Genomic DNA, 17,521 nt, shown 5'->3' with positions numbered 1-17,521 from the left:
TAAGTTGGCGTGTTTAAGGCGATTGAGGTCGCTTTTGTAACTTACGTTGTAACGTTCTTCGGTGCATTGAAAGCTGCCTAGCAGTTGCCGAAATATTACCTTGGTTAGCTTTTAACACTTGTTGAATATGTTGCCATTCAACTTGCTCTGCAGATAAAGTTTGTTCGCTTTGGGTATCAACTTTTATGGTTTCAGCTTTGCTGCCTTTAAGCGTCGCAAGCAGTGTTTGGCTATCGACTGGTTTAGAGAGATAATCATCTGCCCCTAATTTTATTGCGTCAACTGCGGTAGCAATGCTAGCAAAACCAGTAAGTAGCACAATACGGCTATCTGGGCGTAATTTACGTAATGGTGTAATGATTGATAAGGTGTTTTCTTCTGCTAATTTCATATCTAGCAAAATATAATCGGGTGTGTGGCGATGGCATGCGAGTAACGCATCATTGTTATTATCTACTTGAACACAATCAAAACCGTGTTTAGTCAGTCGTCTATTAAGGGTGTTGGCAAAAATAACATCATCTTCAACGATTAATAATTTTGATGGCACTGTAGCTATTGCTGAATTAGGCATAATCATTTCCTTATAGTTGATTGTGTGATGAAATTGGCAGGCTTAAAGTGACTAATGCACCGCCCTCTTGATGATTTGTTAAAGCTAACTTACCACCAAGGCGTTCTAAACTTGCGTGACTTAAAAAAACGGCCATGCCAAAACCTTGATCACTATTGACCGGTTTTACCCCTAGCTCATTAAGTTTCTTTAAAGTAAATCCTTTACCATAATCACGAATAGTGAATTGCCAGTTATCCTCAATAGTTTGACAAGTGAGGCTAAGTGCATTGCTGTTATTGGCCTTACTCGCTCTAATCGCATTATTAATTAAATTGAGAATAGCAGGTAACAAGGCAGCATCACCATCAATGGTGACATCTTTAGCGTGTTCGTCACTATTCTTTAATAATTGTAAGATGACTTCTGGATTATTTACTCGGACATTATCGGTTATTTCATCGAATAAATCTTGGCAATTAATGGCTTTAATGACCTGTTCTTTTATATCGAACACCATCGCACGAAATTCAGATAAGCTGTCTCTACAACGAGTAAGTTGGCTTTGCATATCAAGCACTATTTCGTTGCCAGGTAAATCTTCACTTAATTCATCAGCCAGCAGTTGCACTGTTGCTATAGGTGTCGCCAATTGGTGAGTTACCTGAGCGGAAGCAACACCTAAAGAGGTCACTTGCTCTTGTTTCAATAAATTTTCACGATAGGCAGCAATAGCAAGCTCTTGTTGATTAATACTACGTGCCATTTTACCAACGACAATAGCAACCACGAGTGCTGAAAATAAAAAGTTGATACCCATGCCAATAAAGTGACCTTGCATATTACCGTGCATAACACTCATGGGTAATGACCATAATAAAATGCTGTAAGAAGCAATCGCAAGGAAGGCAACTACCGTCAGTAATAATGGTGTTAAAGTGACCGCGGCTATCGCGATAGGAATGAGTAATAAAGAAACAAAAGCATTGGTTGCTCCGCCACTAAAGAATAGTAATAGTGAAAGAAAAATAATATCAGCGCATATTTGAACTAAGATTGCTTTTTGACTGGCCTTCTTTTCACTTAAATGATTGCGGCTATAATAAAGATAACTACTGAATGTAAAAAGTACTTCTAAGCTGATAACACTTACCAATGGCATCCATGGTAACTCGTACGCTAAGCCCAAATTGACGAAGAGAATTAACAGTAATTGAATCGCGATAGCAATGCTACGCAACGCAATTATAGCTTGAATTTGGCTCGTTCTTTTGAAGAATTGTGGCATATATTTCTTACTGGCTAAATATGAGTATAATAATAATGGTATATATCCAAGCTACCTGAATATGCAGCTTCAAGTGGCTTGGGTATAGATAAATTAACGATAATATCTTAGCCTATTTAACAACAAAAAAGGCTGAGATAAATCATAAAAGAAACAATGATTAAGGCAGTGGATAAAATGACAGATCAACTTAACGAAAAGCCATTACAAAAAGCGACTTTAGCCGGAGGCTGCTTCTGGTGTATTGAAAGTGCGCTCAACTTGGTCAAGGGCATTATTACAGCAAAGCCAGGTTATATGGGAGGGCAGAGTACAGCGCCAACTTATGAAGAGGTTTGTACTGGTCGTAGTGGTCATGCTGAAGTAGTACAGCTTCAGTTTGATAGTGAAGTGATTGGCTATAGAGAAATATTAGAGATATTTTTCAGTTTGCACAATCCAACGCAGTTAAACCGACAAGGAAATGACATAGGAACACAATACCGCTCTGAAGTTTTTACCCATGATGAGCAACAGCAAGAAGTTGCTTTAGCTATAATCGATGAAATTAATCAAGAGCAGTTATTTGATGACTCTATTGTCACGCAAGTGAGTCCAGCGGTTACTTTTTATTGTGGTGAAGATTATCATCAAAATTACTTTAAAAATAATCCAGAAAATCAATATTGCCAAGCCGTTGTATCACCAAAATTAGCCAAGTTTAGAAAAACGTTTATTGCTAAGTTGAAATAAGCGGCGACTTTTTCAGCATAATATCTTCTACCGGACTAAATTAATTCCACTATATTTAACTTAGGTGTGGGTAATTTTTTCGGTGGTGTTGTAATGCAAAAGAAAAAATTTATATTATCTACTCTCGCTCTGATTGCCGTTTTAGTATGGCTTTATCCTTCTGAACAACCGTACAAATATCGGCAAGTTAAGCGGTTAGCCACAGCAGAGGATAATTATTTACTGCCAATCTCTCCGCATATCAGCCTAGTGACTCGACCAAAAGAAACATTCCACTTTCCGGTCATGCTCGGTGATGTTGGACCCAGTAATTCTTTATATTCAGGCTCAAAGCAATATCCGTTCTATTGCATGACCATAGATTCCCATATAGGTCAGCCCTTGGTAGATAACCAAGAAGGCTTTGGTGTGCCTGTTTATGAAAATATAGCGCAGCGTAGTAAAGTTATTGGTTATTCGAAAGATTGCCTATTTAAAAGTCATCTACAGTTTTATTATTTAAATCTTGATGAAAAGCTAATTAAAATTGCTACTGAGCAGTTTTCTCAATTAACGTCTTTAAGAGATGCCCAGCTACCTTTGCAATTGTTTCGCGCAGAGCAAGGCAGTATTAATCGTTTTATCTACACTATTGTTATGGCAATCACCCCAGAGGAGTTGGGTACACGTACGTTAAGCTCACTGTGGAATAAAAAACTAATCTATCAGTTTCATGGCGGTTCGGGCATAGGTTTTAGACAAGGTAGGCAAAAAGCGACACGAACCATTTCTCGTCGTTTAGAAGAAGTACAAAAAGGCTATGCGATTATTAGTTCAAGCGGTAATCGTACTAGCTATACCTATAATATGTTATTGGCAGAAGATACCGCTCGTAGGGTTAAGCTCCATTTCATTAGTTTATTTGGCGAGCCGTTATACACTGTTGGTATTGGCGGATCAGGTGGAGGGTTAGCACAATATCTTATCGGTCAAAATAGCCGTGGAATTCTTGATGGCTTAATTCCTCAATATTCTTATCCTGATATGTTAAGCCAAACAATTTATACCTTAGATTGTGACTTATTTAATAATTACTTTACCTTTCGATCAAAAGGCAATAGCCGTTGGCAACAGTGGGAGCAACGACAACTACTTGAAGGTATGAACAGCTTACAAGACTTTCCACAAAAAATTGCTTTTCTTCAACCTGTCGCTCAATTGATGGCGGGCATGGTGCCGAGTTTCCCTCAAGGCAATAGCGAATGTATTAACGGTTACTTTGGCTTATCAACCTTTATTCATAATCCTAGGCAGGGGTTTTTAAGACACTTTTATAGTGACGATGTGGTTGAGCAAACGAATTGGAATTACTGGGAAGATATGGCTTGGCTGTTCAGCCGTGATAAGCACGGATTAGTAGAGAGTACTTGGGATAATGAAGGGGTTCAATATGGACTACACGCTTTAAAACAAAATAAAATCACCTTAGCTGAATTTGTTCATCTCAATAAAAATATAGGCAGTTGGAAAGCGCAACACCAAATGAGAGCTGAAACAATTATTACTCCTTTTGGCCGTAAAATGCCATTTTGGATTTCGTTATGGGGCAGCGATAATATAACGCAAGTGATTGATAATGAAATGGCACCTCGACGTAGTGCTTCAGTTAACGCGATTGAAGCAGCCTATCGAGGAGGACAGGTTTTTATTGGTAAACTTGATTTACCCATTATTGATGTTCGCCATTACTTAGAAGAAAAATTGGACATGCATCACATGTCGGCATCTTTTAGCACGCGTTTACGTTTACAACAAGCGAATGGACATTATGAAAACCAGGTGATTTGGGTGGCAAAGCGTGATTTTGATCCGACAAATCAAGCGTTTGACCTTATGGATATATGGCTATTGAAACGTAATGAATTTCCGAAGCTCAATGCGGTTCAAAGCAAACCTACACAATTACAAGATACTTGTTTTGATGATAAGGGTGGGGTGCTGGCGGAAGGAAGAGATGTTTGGGATGGTAATTGGAACGATGTTGGTTATGGAAATGAAGCGCTAAAACGAGGAGCATGTGCAGAGCATTATGCTATTTTTTCAAATAGCCGTATTCAAGCCGAAGGACCTTGGCAAGGCAGTGTTTTCAAATGTTATAAAATTCCGTTTGAACAAGCAATTAAGCAAGGTATGTATGGTGGCATAGAGCTAGCTGAGCAGTTAACGTCTTTACGAGCAATCTTTTCTCAAGGGGTGTGTGATTATAGTCAAGGGGATGCAGGTAGACCGAGCGACCTTTAGCAAGAACAGTTTAAGTAGAGTTAAGATAAGAAGGTAAAGAAATGACAAAGCAAATGCTTTGCCATTTTGATAGCTTAAAGCCAATTCTACTCTTATAGAGAAATCGTTTTAACGGTGTTTACTTTAAAAAACAGAACGAAATGAAGAACGGCCACTTCTTCTCGATGAACGACGACTTCTCATTCTACTATGTAATTCGTGACGTTTTGACTCTAACCACTCTTCACGAGTAATAGTTGCATCTCCGCTTCGACCTTCTTCACGTTGACGGTATGCGCAAAACTCTTCAAAGGCTTCAAAATCATCTTTAAATTCTTCAGCAACAAGTTCGATCATAATCGCATCATCTAAAAAGCCTAATACTGGAATATGATCAGGTACTAAATCTTCAGGATCACTAAAGTAAGCTAAAGCACTTAATACTTCGGTGCGCTCGTCACTTGGGATCTGCCATTCATCATCTTCAATCATGGCAACAAAAGTTTCTAGCTTTTGAATTCTTTCACGAACAAACTCGGGTACATTATCCTTTATATTTTGACTAATCTTTTTAGCATTAGCTAAAATTTCTTGCTCGCTAAGTTGTTTGGCACCTGCTTGCGCTTTACGCATAACATCGCGGAAATGATCTAAGTCTGATTCGGTTAATTCAAATTTAACTTCAAACGCCATTATAATTCTCCTGCTTTTGGCTTTATTTTCAATATTGTTTTTTGGTGATTATGTCTAAGCATAGTTGACCAGTCTTAATAGAGTTAGTTGAAATATATTGATTTGATCTTTTATCTCAATTATCAATTTAGCAGAATAGATCAGTCTCGACATCTTATTTTCTTAAGTTTTTTAATTACTTTGTAACTTTATATTCACATAGTGTTATGCTTTTATTGTCTATTGCTATTCAATAATTATTCATTATGCAAACAACAGAGTTAACCGAAGTCGAATCTACAAATAATGTGGTAACTGTTCCAATTGAGGACAATCAAAGTTGTGAAAATTGCCATGTTCCACTAAGTGGACCTTTTTGTGCAAATTGTGGACAAGAAGCCGAGTCGAAATTGAAATATTTTTGGGTGGTTATAATGCACCTACTAGATGATATTTTTAGTTTTGATTCTCGCGCAAGTCGAACAGTTTTTCCCTTACTAACAAGACCCGCTTTTTTAACGAATGAATATTTTGCTGGTAGGAGGGTGCATTATGTACCGCCACTACGATTATATTTATTTATTAGTATTGTTTTTTTTATAACCTTGAAGTTCTTTGTTGCGGGTGATGATAACGTCATTAATATAAACGGCAAACAAGGTCTGATCACTGAAGTTAAAAGCCATATAGAAACGCTGAAAACAGAGAAGAGCACGTTAGAAAATAAAGAAGAAAATAATGTTGAAGTTATTGCTAAGGCGGATAAGTTAACTGCTGATTTAGCAAGGTTTAACATTTACCTTAACGATTTAAACAGTGACTATACCCAAGGTAATAACAAAGATATTATAAAACTGACTCGAAAACTTGTCGAGTTAGATTTTGAGCAAGTTAAAGAACCTTTACCTACCGATAAACAAGCCCGTTTTGACGCATTGATTACCAGTTTATTGAAAGAGAAGACCGGTGATGAGGACGTTAATACTAAGAAAGACTTAACTATAGATGATAGTGGCGACGAAAAGGTACAACTTGATTTTCTTTCTAAAGAAAAGAATAAAAAAGTTAATGTCTTTGTTAAAGAGTTAATTACAAAAGCTGAAAAAGCTTTTAACTCAGATACCGGTCCACTCATTGAGCAAGTTATTGGTAAGCTTCCTCAGTTGATGTTTATTTTACTACCACTTTTTGCGGTATTACTGAAAGTGATGTTTATTTTCTCAAAACGATTATATATGGAGCATTTAACGGTGGCTTTGCATAGCCACAGTTTTATTTTCATCGCACTACTACTTTCTGAAATACTCGATTTATTAGAGGCTAATATAGAAACCAACAGCCCAGAGATCGCAAATTTTGTTGGAATAGTTGCAGGCGGTTTATTGCTATGGATACCCATCTATTTATTTTTAATGCAGAAGAAAGTATATAAACAAGGCTACTTTTTTACCTTTGTAAAATTTAGCTTTATTGGCACTATATACAGCATCATGATAGCAGTAACGGCCCTTGTCGCTGTGGTTTGGGGATTAATGGGAACCTAATTAAACCTAATGTATCTGAAAGATACGATAAGTTTTTCATAAAAAAAGCGGTAAGCATAAAATGCTTACCGCTTTTTTTATTTATAGTAGTGCTTATTTAAAACGCATCGATAAATCAATAGCATTAACATGTTTGGTTAGTGCGCCACTTGAGATGTAATCGACGCCTGCTTTGGCGTATTCCTGCAAAATTTCAATGGTCATATTGCCAGAGACTTCTAGTTTTGCTTTACCGCGTGTTGCCTTGACGGCTTGCTCTATCATTTCAGGGGTGAAGTTATCAAGCATGATAATATCAGCACCAGCGTTAAGCGCTTGTTCAAGTTCATTGAGTGACTCTACTTCTACTTCAACAGTCTTATCACTGTGATTGCCTTTAGCTGTAGCAACTGCTTGGCTAATGCCACCACAAGCGGCAATATGGTTTTCTTTTATTAAAAAGGCATCGAATAAACCAATTCTATGGTTTACACCGCCACCGCATAACACGGCATATTTTTGTGCACTACGTAATCCCGGTAACGTTTTACGGGTATCAAGAAGTTTAGTATCACTGCCGGCTAACTCTTTAACATAATGACTTGTTAACGTGGCTGTTCCTGATAATGTTTGTAAAAAGTTTAAGGCGACACGCTCACCCGTCAACAAAGTACGAGCATCACCCTCAAGTTCAAACAAAGTGCTGTTAGCGGCAACAGATTCGCCATCATTAACGAACCAAGTGATTTTGGTCGCCTGTTCAGCGTTTCTATTTAAGGAAGCATCAAGTTGCTTGAATACTTCATTCACCCATGCTACACCACAAACGATACAATCTTCACGGGTAATTACAGTGGCAACTGCTTGCTCATTTTCGGGAATTAACATCGCGGTAATATCTTGGCTCGCTTGAGGCATAACATTATCAACGGCACCTAAATCTTCACAAAGGGCCCAAGAGATTGTTTTGCTAATATCTTGCTGTAATTTTTCTAATTGTGAACTAAGCATTGCTTTCTTCCTATTACAGGGGGTCCCGTAAGATTAATTGTTTACCCGTTTGATAAAAGTCTACTTGTTTTAGTGCGCTCATGCCTAAAAGTATTTCATCTGCTTTCATTGCCGGATTAATGTGAGCGGCGACATTATACAAGAAAATATTACCTAAGCTCAATTGGGCAATTTCAGTTTTATAAACGGTAATACTGCCATTTGCAGTTTGTACTCGATAATTCCCTTGTGCGACTAGACCTAACTGCTCAGCAATATGCGCGGGTATGGATACTTGAGTTGCACCAGTATCGAGTAAAAAGGTAACAGGAGTCTCATTTATTGTGCCACGGGCAACATAATGACCTTGCCTATTTTGATCTAAAATCACCTCTGCTTGGCCATTCTCCGTTAAGCGCATTTCCGGGCGGCTATTCGGGTTGAATTGCTCGTCTAGAACATCCTGAAATACGAACATTAATAGTGCTAAGCCAATTATCCAGGCTAGCCAAACGAATATCTTTGCTATTTTGTTTGTTGGGTCAACTTCAGCCATACTAAGCAACCTTTGATTAAGGGTATCGATATTGTATGTTAGCAAGTAATAAAGTACAAAGTGTAACCTTACGACCAAACGCATTAATCACTATAAAAATGAGAAACACATGCTTTCAATTTCCTCTGGCTGGTTAGCTCAGGCGGAACACCTGCCGTCACCGTTTTTTTCACCCCGTGAATTGGATGAAGAAATTAGTTTACTTGTTGTTCATAATATCTCATTGCCTGCTGGGAAATTTGGCGGTAATTACATTAGTGATTTATTTCTTGGCCAACTAGATTGTAACGCCCATGTTAGTTTTAATGACTTAAGAGGCGTTGAAGTTTCAGCACACTGTCTCATTCGGCGTGATGGTCGTGTGATTCAGTATGTTGCTTTTACTGACAAAGCTTGGCATGCAGGGGTCTCATCATTTAAGAAAAGAGATCGTTGTAATGATTACTCCATTGGCATTGAATTGGAAGGCACAGATGATATCTGTTATACAGCAAAACAATATCAGCAATTAATCTCTTTAACACTTTGTTTGCAAGACCAATTTCCTGCTATTATTATGGACAATGTTGTTGGTCATTGTGATATTGCCCCGGTTAGAAAAACCGATCCCGGGTCGGTATTTGACTGGCAATACTTTCGTCAGTGTTTGACTGAACAAGCGACAAGGAACAACACCTAACATGAGTTTATTAAGTTTATTAATTGCATTAGCAGCCGATCGATCTTTATCTGCAAAAGTATGGCAATTTAATTTTTATTACCAACATTACCTAGATTTCTTTGGCAAAAACTTTACCGCTAAGCACGGCACTACTGCTAGTGCTGTGTTTATTCTCTTGCCTGTTATTGCGACATACCTGTTACTAGAGATTATTGACAACTCTGTACTTCAATTACTGCTTTCTACCGTGATACTTATCGTTTGTTTTGGTTGCACAACCACTAGAAAGAGCTACAAGAGTTATTTACACTCTGCTTTTCGTGGCGAAGAAACGACGACCGAAATGCATCACGAGCAATTATTATCAGACAAAAACTTGCCGGAGATGGGCTTTGGCCAAGCACTTATTTGGTTAAACTACCGTTATTACATTGCTATTATGCTGTTCTTCACCGTTTTTGGTGCTGCTGGCGCGGTATTTTATCGCTTGTTAACTACAGTCATTGAACATAAAAAAGCAAAATGTATGGCTAGTGCCGCTGAAAATGAAGCTCAAGCAGAAGTCAGTTCAGTAGATAAAAGCGACATTGAAACTGAAGAGCAGCATGAAACTGCTCATGAAGGGAATGTTGCTCCAAATATTATGAATGGCTGCCAAAACCATCATGATGTTCTTTTTTGGTTAGACTGGTTACCTGTGCGTATAGCTTCTTTTGGTTATATGTTTGTTGGCCACTTCTCCAAAGCTATGCCTGTTTGGCTAGAAAGTTTGTTTGATAGTCAAAAAGCAACCCATCAAGTTTTAATTGATGTTGCAGAAAAATCGGAAGACCTTTTGGTAAACGAAAACGATTGCACAGCAGAGCCTTGTTTACTTGTTAGACTGGCAAAACGCAATGTTCTACTTGTACTTGCCGTTATTTCAATCTTGACACTTAGTGGCTTACTTAATTAAATCTAGTTAAAAACGATTGGTCAGACCAATCGTTTTCCTCTCTATTAATGCGCTAAAATAGTTAAAATAATTTGTTTTAGCGCATAAAAAACTTGCATAAATACTATCCATCAACTAAATTTACTTGTCAAAAGTAGCTAAATTTGCTACTTTATTACCCAGAAAATGATTGGTCTTACCAATTTACCATGTGTTTGGCGAGTGATTTTAAGCCTTATTGTCTTTTTATTATCATTGAAATAATTATTTAATTTACTTTTATGAATACAAACGTAACGACAAATAAATCAATTCTAACAGCCAAAAACACTGGGCGAGTAAAGCCACAGAAATTAGCTGATATTATTTTAGCCCAGCTTGAAGGGATGATAATTGAAGGCAGTTTGCAGCCAGGTGAAAAATTATTACCTGAGCGAGAACTGGCACTGCAATTTGAAGTTTCAAGACCATCATTACGTGAAGCGATACAGAAGTTAGAAGCCAAAGGTTTGGTGACACGTAAACAAGGTGGAGGCACTTTTGTTTGTAACAATTTACTCAGTGGTTTTTCTGATCCCTTTTTTGAATTAATGTCCAATAATAATGAATCACAATTTGATTTATTAGAGTTTCGCCATGGTATCGAAGGTATGGCGTCTTACTATGCAGCTATGCGAGGTACACCAGCGGACTTTGAACAAATTCAAGCAAAGCATAATGAAATTGGTAACAGCCAATTAGAAGATGACTTTCGAGGGGAAGCTGAAGCGGTTGTTGAGTTTCATTTAGCCATCTGTGCAGCGTCACATAATGCGGTTATTTTACAGCTTGCTCGCAGCATGTCGTCATTATTAGCAGATAATATTGCACAAAATTTAACAGTATTAGCAAAGCGTCCTGATATCTTTAGCAAGATTACCGATTATAGAAAGCGCTTGCTTAATGCCATTCTCAGTGGCCAACCCCAAAAAGCTTGGGGAGCAAGCCATAGACACTTAGCGTTTATCGAAGAAGTATTATTAAAATCGACACAAGAAAATAGTCGCATGGAACGTTCAATGCGCAGAATGTAGATAAGTCAGTGGCGAACCTCAAAATGCTTGGGGAGCAAGCCATAGACACTTAGCGTTTATCGAAGAAGTTTTATTACTCTTTAAAGAAATGTACACAAGAAAACAGTCGCATGGAACGTTCAATGCGCAGAATGTAGAAGAATTATGCGCACAGCGCACAGAGTTAGAAGAAAGAATTAATGAAGTGAAATAACGAATAGTTAGAGAATTTAATTTTAAACATTTAATTAAAACTTTTTATTAAATAAAAAAGTATTGGAGACTAAACAATATGTCAGATCTACCAAATATCGATATTGATTCAGCAGAAACCCAAGAGTGGTTAGAATCAATGGAGTCAGTATTAGAAAATGAAGGCCCAGAGCGCGCACATCAATTATTAGAAACGTTAATTGAACGAGCTCGTCGTGGTGGTACTCATTTACCATTTGATGCAACTACTGCTTATGTAAATACTATCCCACCAGGTCAAGAACCAAACATGCCTGCGGATCAGACTATTGAATCACGAATTCGTTCTGCAATTCGTTGGAACGCTTTAGTTTTAGTATTACGTGCCTCTAAAAAAGATTTAGAGCTTGGTGGACACATTGGTAGTTTCGCCTCTTCATCTACTTTATATGATGTGGGTTTTAACCACTTCTTTAAAGCTGCATCGGAAGCTGACGGTGGCGATTTCATTTTTGCTCAAGGTCATATCTCTCCAGGTATTTATTCTCGTGCTTTTATGGAAGGTCGTTTAACTGAAGAGCAAATGAATAACTTCCGTCAAGAGTGTGATGGTAAAGGTTTATCTTCATACCCGCATCCTCATTTGATGAAAGATTTTTGGCAGTTCCCAACAGTTTCTATGGGCTTAGGTCCATTACAAGCTATCTATACTGCACGTTTCTTAAAATACTTAACTGACCGTGGCATTAAAGATTGTTCAGGCCAACGTGTTTACTGTTTCCTAGGTGATGGTGAAACAGATGAGCCAGAATCATTAGGTGCAATCGGTTTAGCTTCACGTGAAGGTTTAGATAACTTAACGTTCATTGTTAACTGTAACTTACAACGTTTAGATGGCCCGGTACGTGGTAACGGTAAAATCATCCAGGAGCTTGAAGGTACATTCCGTGGCGCAGGCTGGGAAGTAGTGAAAGTTATTTGGGGTTCTTATTGGGATTCTCTTATTGCACGTGATACGTCAGGTAAATTACTACAGTTAATGAACGAAACAGTTGATGGCGAATACCAAAACTGTAAAGCGAAAGGTGGTAAGTACACGCGCGAAAACTTCTTTAACAAGTACCCTGAAACTAAAGCTATGGTTGCTAACATGTCAGATGAAGATATCTGGCGTTTAAACCGTGGTGGTCATGATCCAGTTAAAGTTTATGCGGCTTATGAAAAAGCGAAAAACACTAAAGGTCGTCCAACAGTAATCTTAGCTAAAACAGTTAAAGGTTTCGGTTTAGGCGCTTCAGGCGAAGCATTAAACATTGCACATAACGTTAAGAAAATGGACGTTGAGGCAATTAAACATTACCGTGATCGTTTCAATATCCCAGTAAGTGATGATGATATTGCTGATTTACCTTTCTACAAATTCCCTGAAGATAGCGAAGAATTCAAGTACATGAAAGCCCGCCGTGAAGCATTAGGTGGTTCATTACCTGCACGTCGTAAGCAAGCAGAAGAGCAACTTGAAATTCCAGCACTTAAAATATTTGAACCGATTTTAAAAGGTTCAGGTGAGCGTCAAGTATCATCAACAATGACATTTGTTCGTGTACTGAACAGCTTATTAAAAGATAAAAAAATTGGTAAGCGCATCGTACCAATTATTCCAGATGAAGCACGTACCTTTGGTATGGAAGGTTTATTCCGCCAAGTAGGTATTTATGCTAGCGAAGGTCAAAAGTATATTCCACAAGATGCTGACCAAGTTGCTTATTATCGTGAAGATAAACAAGGCCAAGTTTTACAAGAAGGCATTAACGAATTAGGCGCTATGGCCTCTTGGGTTGCTGCCGGTACGTCTTATTCAACGTGTAATGCAGTAACGATTCCATTCTATATTTATTACTCAATGTTTGGTTTCCAACGTGTTGGTGATTTAGCATGGGCAGCTGGCGATAGCCAAGCACGTGGTTTCTTATTAGGTGCTACTGCAGGTAGAACAACGCTTAACGGTGAAGGTCTGCAACATCAAGATGGTCATTCTCATGTACAGGCAGGTTTAATTCCTAACTGTGTGACTTATGATCCAACTTACGGTTATGAAATTGCAGTTATCGTGCGTGAAGGTTTACGTCGCATGTACGAAGAAAATGAAAATGTTTTCTTCTACTTAACGTTAATGAATGAAAACTATCAACATCCAGCAATGCCGGAAAGTAAAACGGTTGAAGAAGAAATCATTAAAGGTATTTACCAACTTGAACAAGCCGCACCTGCTAAAGGTAAAGCGACTGCTAATGTTCAGTTATTAGGTTCAGGTACTATTTTAGAGAAAGTACGTGAAGCGGCACAAATTCTAGCGAATGATTACAATGTTTCTAGTGATGTTTACTCAGTAACTTCATTCAATGAACTAGGCCGTGATGGTCAAGATGTAACACGTTGGAACATGCTTCACCCAGAAAGTGAACAGCGTGTACCTTACATTGCACAAATCATTACTAAAGCAGCCGGCCCAGCAATTGCTGCAACGGATTACATCAAAAACTACTCTGATCAAGTACGTGCGTACATTGATACTGAATACCGTTGTTTAGGTACTGATGGTTTTGGTCGTAGTGATAGTCGTGCAAACTTACGTACACACTTCGAAGTAAGTGCAGCTTATGTAGTTGTTGCGGCATTATTTGAATTATCAAACCGTGGTGAAATCAAACGTTCAGTAGTAACTGAAGCAATTAAACGTTTTGATATTGATACTGAAAAACTTAACCCACTTTACGCTTAATTAGCGGCTAGATAAGGAAAATATTATGTCTATAGAAAAAGTTCTAGTCCCTGATGTGGGTGGCGATGAAGTTGAAATTATTGAAATTTGTTTTGCTGTTGGCGATACCTTAGAAGCAGATGAAGGTATTGTTACTGTTGAAACTGATAAAGCTTCAATGGATATTCCTGCTCCATTTGCGGGTGAGCTTGTTAGCTTAAACGTAAAAGTTGGCGACAAAATTAAAGAAGGCGATATTATTGCTGAAATGAAGGCGGCTGGTGCAGTATCTGCTCCAGCTGAAGAAGCGCCTACTGCAGCCGTAGTTGAAGCGCCTGCAGCACCAGTTGCTGCAGTTGAAGCTGCTCCAGTAGTCGCTGCTGTTGCTACTGCATCGCAAGTGATTGAAATCGCAGTACCTGATATTGGCGAAGACGGCGAAGTTGACGTTATTGAAGTATTAGTTAGCGTTGGTGATGTGATTGAAGAAGAAGATGGTTTAATCACACTCGAAACAGATAAAGCAACGATGGATGTTCCATCAACCCACGCCGGTACAGTGAAAGAAGTCTTTATTAACAACGGTGACAAAGTTAAGCAAGGTTCACTTGTTATAAAACTTGAAACTTCTGGCGGCGTAGCACCTGTTGCAGCAGCACCTGCAGTTCAAGCAGCACCAGTAGCAGCTGCTCCTGTTTCTGCTCCAGCGGCGGTAGCTGCACCACAGAAAAGTGCACCTGTTCCACATCACCCACAAGCGGGTAATGTAAATAAAGGTACTATTTACACCTCACCTTCAATTCGTCGTCTTGCACGTGAATTTGGTGTTGATTTAACCTTAGTGAAAGGCACTGGTCGTAAAGGCCGAATCTTAAAAGAAGATGTGCAATCATATGTTAAATATGAGTTATCTCGTCCAAAAGCGAATGCAGGTAGTTCAGTTGCTGCGGGTGAAGGTGGTTTACAAGTTGTTAGTGCTAAAGCGATTGATTTCTCTAAGTTTGGCGAAATTGAAACGAAAGCATTAACACGTATTCAGAAAATTTCTGGACCATTTTTACATCGTAACTGGGTAACTATTCCACATGTTACTCAATTCGATGAAGCTGATATCACTAACGTTGAAGCGTTCCGTAAAGAACAGAACGTTGTTTGTGAAAAACAAAAGCTTGGTTTTAAAATTACACCATTAGTTTTCATTTTGAAGGCGGCGGCAGATGCATTACGCACTTTCCCAACGTTTAACTCAAGCCTAAGTGAAGATGGTGAAAGCTTAATTCTTAAAAAGTACATTCACATCGGTGTTGCGGTTGATACGCCAAATGGTTTGGTTGTACCGGTAGTTCGTGATGTTGATCAAAAAGGTATTCATCAGTTATCTCGTGAATTATTAGAAATTAGTATTAAAGCACGTGATGGCAAACTAAAAGCGCAAGATATGCAAGGTGGTTGTTTTACTATCTCTAGCCTAGGTGGTATTGGCGGCACGGCATTTACGCCAATCGTTAATGCACCAGAAGTGGCTATTTTAGGTGTTTCTAAATCAGAAATGAAACCTAAGTGGAATGGTAAGGATTTTGAACCTAAATTAATGTTGCCACTATCAATGTCTTACGATCATCGTGTTATTGATGGTGCATTAGCTGCACGTTTCACTGTGCATTTAGCGGGCGTTATGTCTGACATTCGTAAGTTAGTACTTTAATCTGTACGTTCAAACGTTAGACACTCAGACTTTAGTCGGCAGTGGTTAATTAATATTGGCGAAATTCAACGCATAGGCGTAGAATTTCGCCACAAGAAATTATTATAAATAAAAGCTGATACAGAAACCCTATATCAGCTTACATATTCAATGAGGATAAGCATGAGTAACAATATCAAAACTCAAGTAGTAGTATTAGGTGCAGGCCCTGGTGGTTATTCAGCGGCATTTCGTGCAGCAGATTTAGGTTTAGACGTAGTATTAGTTGAAAGCCGTGAAACATTAGGTGGCGTTTGTTTAAACGTTGGTTGTATCCCATCAAAAGCATTACTTCACGTTGCTAAAGTTATTGATGATGCAGCTGCAATGGCTTCTCACGGTGTTACTTTCGGTAAGCCTGAAATTGATTTAGATAAAATTCGTGGCTGGAAAGAAAGCGTAATTGCTCAACTTACTGGTGGTTTAGGCAGTATGTCTAAAGCCCGTAAAGTAGCTACAGTTTACGGTTACGGTAAATTCACTTCTGATAAAACTATCGAAGTTGAAGGTAATGACGGCGAAAAAACGACTATTACTTTTGATAACGCAATTATTGCAGCGGGTTCTTCAGTAATTGACTTACCATTTATCCCGAACGATGACCCACGTGTTATCGATTCAACTGGCGCACTAGAGCTTAAAGACGTTCCAGAAGAGTTATTAGTACTTGGTGGCGGTATCATTGGCCTAGAAATGGGTACTGTATACTCTGCTTTAGGTTCTAATGTATCTGTTGTTGAGTTTGCAGACCAATTAGTTCCAGCAGCTGATAAAGATATCGTTAGAGTTTATAACAACTACAACAAGAAAAAATTCAACATCATGTTGTCTACTAAAGTTGTTGCTGTTGAAGCAAAAGATGACGGTTTATACGTTACTTTTGAAGGCAAAAAAGCTCCAAAAGAACAAGTACGTTATGACAAAATTTTAGTTGCTGTTGGTCGTAAGCCAAATGGTCACTTAGTTGCTGCTGATAAAGCGGGCGTAAATGTTGATGAACGTGGTTTCATCAATGTAACTAATGAACTTCGTACTAACGTACCTCACATCTTCGCGATTGGTGATGTTGTTGGTCAACCTATGCTTGCGCATAAAGCCGTTCATGAAGCACATTGTGCAGCAGAAGTAATTTCTGGCAAGAAGCATACTTTCGAACCTCGTTGTATCCCTTCAATCGCCTATACTGATCCAGAAATGGCTTGGGTTGGTGTAACTGAGTCTGAAGCGAAAGAGCAAGGTTTAAACATTGAAATCGCTAACTTCCCTTGGGCTGCATCTGGCCGTGCTATCGCTTCTGCACGTACTGAAGGTAAAACTAAGTTAATCTTCGAAAAAGAAACAGGTCGTATACTTGGTGGCGCTATCGTGGGTATCAATGCTGGCGAAATGTTAGGCGAAATTTGTTTAGCTGTTGAAATGGGTGCTGATGCAGAAGATATTGGTTTAACCATTCATGCTCACCCAACGTTAAATGAATCAATTGGCTTAGCAGCAGAAATCTTTGAAGGTTCAATCACTGATTTACCAAATGCTAAAGCAGTTAAAAAGAAAAAATAATAACGTTTACTTTCGCTTAGCGAATTAAATATTATTTAATAAAACCA

At 38.5% G+C, this 17,521-nt stretch carries 14 protein-coding genes; 9 read left to right on the top strand and 5 right to left on the bottom strand.

Annotation, left to right across the window (positions count from 1 at the left end; genetic code table 11):
- Nucleotides 1-13: 13 nt before the first annotated feature.
- Nucleotides 14-574, bottom strand: a complete 561-nt coding sequence (locus ESZ36_RS04380) for a response regulator transcription factor (protein ID WP_146784053.1) — start codon at nucleotides 572-574, stop codon at nucleotides 14-16.
- Between the two features lie 10 nt (nucleotides 575-584).
- The gene (locus tag ESZ36_RS04375) at nucleotides 585-1,841 is read right to left on the bottom strand and encodes a sensor histidine kinase (RefSeq protein WP_146784050.1); all 1,257 of its coding nucleotides are present in this window, start codon (nucleotides 1,839-1,841) and stop codon (nucleotides 585-587) included.
- A gap of 177 nt (nucleotides 1,842-2,018) precedes the next feature.
- Between ESZ36_RS04375 and msrA the strand changes: the two genes are divergently transcribed.
- Nucleotides 2,019-2,573 carry a peptide-methionine (S)-S-oxide reductase MsrA gene (msrA, locus tag ESZ36_RS04370; RefSeq protein WP_146784046.1) on the top strand — a complete coding sequence of 185 codons (555 nt, stop codon included), beginning with the start codon at nucleotides 2,019-2,021 and terminating at the stop codon, nucleotides 2,571-2,573.
- A gap of 93 nt (nucleotides 2,574-2,666) precedes the next feature.
- Nucleotides 2,667-4,853, top strand: a complete 2,187-nt coding sequence (locus ESZ36_RS04365; RefSeq protein WP_146784043.1) for a DUF6351 family protein — start codon at nucleotides 2,667-2,669, stop codon at nucleotides 4,851-4,853.
- A 123-nt stretch (nucleotides 4,854-4,976) separates the two neighbouring features.
- On the opposite strand, the gene ESZ36_RS04360 is transcribed toward ESZ36_RS04365, so the two are convergent.
- The gene (locus ESZ36_RS04360) at nucleotides 4,977-5,525 is read right to left on the bottom strand and encodes a YkvA family protein (protein ID WP_146784040.1); all 549 of its coding nucleotides are present in this window, start codon (nucleotides 5,523-5,525) and stop codon (nucleotides 4,977-4,979) included.
- A 245-nt stretch (nucleotides 5,526-5,770) separates the two neighbouring features.
- Here ESZ36_RS04360 and ESZ36_RS04355 point away from each other — a divergent pair, with 245 nt between their 5' ends.
- Nucleotides 5,771-7,048 (top strand): DUF3667 domain-containing protein, encoded by a 1,278-nt coding sequence (locus ESZ36_RS04355; protein ID WP_146784038.1) that lies wholly within the window; start codon nucleotides 5,771-5,773, stop codon nucleotides 7,046-7,048.
- A gap of 93 nt (nucleotides 7,049-7,141) precedes the next feature.
- Here the strand turns inward: ESZ36_RS04355 and nadC are convergent, their stop codons facing one another.
- Together nadC and ESZ36_RS04345 are read right to left on the bottom strand one after the other, a co-directional pair.
- Nucleotides 7,142-8,038 carry a carboxylating nicotinate-nucleotide diphosphorylase gene (nadC, locus tag ESZ36_RS04350; RefSeq protein WP_146784035.1) on the bottom strand — a complete coding sequence of 299 codons (897 nt, stop codon included), beginning with the start codon at nucleotides 8,036-8,038 and terminating at the stop codon, nucleotides 7,142-7,144.
- A 13-nt stretch (nucleotides 8,039-8,051) separates the two neighbouring features.
- On the bottom strand, nucleotides 8,052-8,573 hold the full coding sequence (locus ESZ36_RS04345) for a retropepsin-like aspartic protease family protein (protein WP_146784032.1): 522 nt from the start codon (nucleotides 8,571-8,573) through the stop codon (nucleotides 8,052-8,054).
- Nucleotides 8,574-8,682: 109 nt separating this feature from the next.
- Here ESZ36_RS04345 and ampD point away from each other — a divergent pair, with 109 nt between their 5' ends.
- From ampD to lpdA, 6 genes are all read left to right on the top strand, one after another.
- Nucleotides 8,683-9,252, top strand: a complete 570-nt coding sequence (gene ampD / locus ESZ36_RS04340; protein WP_146784029.1) for a 1,6-anhydro-N-acetylmuramyl-L-alanine amidase AmpD — start codon at nucleotides 8,683-8,685, stop codon at nucleotides 9,250-9,252.
- A 1-nt stretch (nucleotide 9,253) separates the two neighbouring features.
- A complete protein-coding gene (ampE, locus tag ESZ36_RS04335; protein ID WP_146784026.1) occupies nucleotides 9,254-10,189 on the top strand; it encodes a beta-lactamase regulator AmpE in 936 nt (311 codons plus the stop codon).
- Nucleotides 10,190-10,449: 260 nt separating this feature from the next.
- The gene (pdhR, locus tag ESZ36_RS04330; RefSeq protein WP_146784023.1) at nucleotides 10,450-11,241 is read left to right on the top strand and encodes a pyruvate dehydrogenase complex transcriptional repressor PdhR; all 792 of its coding nucleotides are present in this window, start codon (nucleotides 10,450-10,452) and stop codon (nucleotides 11,239-11,241) included.
- 271 nt (nucleotides 11,242-11,512) lie between these two features.
- Nucleotides 11,513-14,194, top strand: a complete 2,682-nt coding sequence (gene aceE, locus ESZ36_RS04320; protein WP_146784020.1) for a pyruvate dehydrogenase (acetyl-transferring), homodimeric type — start codon at nucleotides 11,513-11,515, stop codon at nucleotides 14,192-14,194.
- Nucleotides 14,195-14,219: 25 nt separating this feature from the next.
- Complete coding sequence (gene aceF, locus ESZ36_RS04315; RefSeq protein ID WP_211357758.1) at nucleotides 14,220-15,878, top strand: dihydrolipoyllysine-residue acetyltransferase; 1,659 nt, start codon at nucleotides 14,220-14,222, stop codon at nucleotides 15,876-15,878.
- Between the two features lie 162 nt (nucleotides 15,879-16,040).
- Nucleotides 16,041-17,474 carry a dihydrolipoyl dehydrogenase gene (gene lpdA / locus ESZ36_RS04310; protein WP_011045524.1) on the top strand — a complete coding sequence of 478 codons (1,434 nt, stop codon included), beginning with the start codon at nucleotides 16,041-16,043 and terminating at the stop codon, nucleotides 17,472-17,474.
- Nucleotides 17,475-17,521 lie beyond the last annotated feature (47 nt).

This window comes from Colwellia demingiae (assembly GCF_007954275.1).
GTDB lineage: Bacteria > Pseudomonadota > Gammaproteobacteria > Enterobacterales > Alteromonadaceae > Colwellia > Colwellia demingiae.
This window is presented reverse-complemented; position numbering and strand designations above follow the sequence as displayed.